General features: G+C 44.3%; 1 pseudogene. It reads right to left on the bottom strand.

Annotated features, from left to right (window positions below):
* A pseudogene (locus ELAC_RS11755) lies at nt 1-1,697 on the bottom strand (Ig-like domain-containing protein); the annotation flags it as partial.

Raw genomic sequence — 1,697 nt, 5'->3', positions numbered from 1 at the left:
CCCGACATCGACATCGGAAATGATCAAGCTGTTGCCATTATCCTGGCTCAGTATGAGGGCAGTGTCTTCGAGGGTAGATACTTGCTCTGGTGCACTGATAGCTGGGGCATCGTTAACCGCTTCGATGCTGAGAGCTATCGTCTTCGTATCGGATAGATCATCTCCACCTGTCGCTTGATCATTGGCAAACAGCGTGATCGAAGCCTCACCATTATAATTTTCTTTCGGTGTAAAAGTAAGCCCTTCCAGAGCAGAGTTAACGTCGGAGATTTTTCCATTAAACACCATTATGGAGTCGCCACCTCCACTTCCCTGAACAAAAATGAGCCCCTTCGTTTGAGATAGGCTCAACACCCCATTTTGAGAAGAAATAACCACCTGAATATCAACGTTTCCAATATCGACATCAGATATGCTTAGACTATTGCCATTGACCGAACTAAATATGATTGAAGAATCCTCAAGCATAGATGCTGAATCAGGAGCACTGATCACAGGTGCGTCATTAACGGCGTTGACTGTGATCAAAACCACATCCGTATCCGATTGCGCCCCCCCAGCGCCGGTGTTGCTCTGGTCATTTGTTGTCAGGCTGATGCTGGCTGTGCCACTGAAGTTCTCTGAAGGAGAAAAGGTAAGTCCGTTCAAGGCGGCGTTGATATTGGCAGCCGTTCCCGTAAAGACCATGCTTGAGCTGTTAGTGCCGGTACCTGTAGAGAACGTCAAACCGTTCGTTTGACTTAACGACATGGTACCATTGGCTGATGTCAAAGTAACCTGAAGGGTGCTTGAGCTTGCGTCTACATCACCTACAGAGATCTGATTGCCATTGGCGGCCGAGAAAGTCAGTAGAGAGTCTTCATTGACGGAAGCTGTCGCAGGAACCTGGTTGACGGGAGTGTCATTAACTGCAACCACGTCGATACTAATAACTTTAGAATCCATGCTTTTTGCTTCGAGGTCAGATGTATCCATGACATCTATACGTATCGCTGCTGGGCCGTTGTAATTTGCATTTGGATTAAATGTGAGATTGTCAAGAGCATGATTTATATCCGGCAAACTTCCGGAAAACACGACATATGACCCCTTAAAATCGCCATCAATTAGCTTTAAATTGCTAATGTCTTTAAATGCCAGTTGACCATTCTCTGAGGAAAGAGTTACCTCGTAGATCCCTTTAAGATTATCTACATCCGAGATGGCAATACTTGCCTCTGACTTTTCACTAAATACAAATGAACTATCCTCCTGCATGGAAAGCTGTTCTGGCGATTTAATTAATGGAGCGTCATCAACAGGTTGTACTTGAATTTCTATAAACTTACTTGTACTCGGTTCAGTACCTTTCGCTTCTTCATAAACATCGACTTGAAGCGAAGCAGATCCACTGTAGTTGGGATCAGGGCTATAGATCAGAGTTTTGAGTGCCTTGTTGGCATTGTCAACCGAACCAATGAACGTTATTGTCCCTGCCTTGCTGGAATCATCCTCTATGATTTTAATACCCTCAATTGAAGAGAGCTTGATAAAACCATTAGTAGAGGAGACCACCACTTTAATTTCATTATCTCCTTGGTCGACATCTGAAATTTCAATCGTATTCTCTTTTTCCTGATCAAAAGTAACAGACGTATCTTCGCTAATAACAACTAATTTTGGCCCGGTTATGATCGGAGCGTCGTTGACGGCTGAGA

The sequence above is a fragment of the Estrella lausannensis genome, from assembly GCF_900000175.1.
GTDB lineage: Bacteria > Chlamydiota > Chlamydiia > Chlamydiales > Criblamydiaceae > Estrella > Estrella lausannensis.
The sequence above is the reverse complement of the archived record's forward strand: the minus strand, read 5'-3'. Positions and strand labels throughout refer to the sequence as shown.